Origin of the sequence: Enterobacter sp. UNJFSC 003, from assembly GCF_036903355.1 — a bacterium.
Lineage (GTDB): Bacteria > Pseudomonadota > Gammaproteobacteria > Enterobacterales > Enterobacteriaceae > Enterobacter.
On the sequence record NZ_JBAKHK010000116.1, the window covers coordinates 1 to 281 of the forward strand.

Sequence of the window (281 nt, forward strand, 5' to 3'; positions counted from 1 at the left end):
GGGCAAATCGACTCTCATTCGAATGCTTACCGGCAGCGAACGCCCGGATAGCGGTGATATCTGGATTGGCGAGACGCGACTGGAAGGTGACGAAGCTACGCTGACTCGCCGTGCCGCTGAACTGGGGGTGCGCGCGGTTTATCAGGAGTTAAGTCTGGTGGAAGGGCTGACAGTGGCGGAAAACCTCTGCCTCGGTCAGTGGCCCCGCCGCAACGGCATGATTGATTACCTGCAAATGGCGCAGGATGCCCAACGTTGCTTACAGGCGCTGGGCGTTGACG

Annotated in this window: 1 protein-coding gene; it reads left to right on the forward strand. The window is 59.8% G+C overall.

The features are described 5' to 3' along the window. The coding region (locus V5P19_RS23365; RefSeq protein ID WP_334407921.1) for an ATP-binding cassette domain-containing protein at positions 1–281 on the forward strand (281 nt) is incomplete at both ends.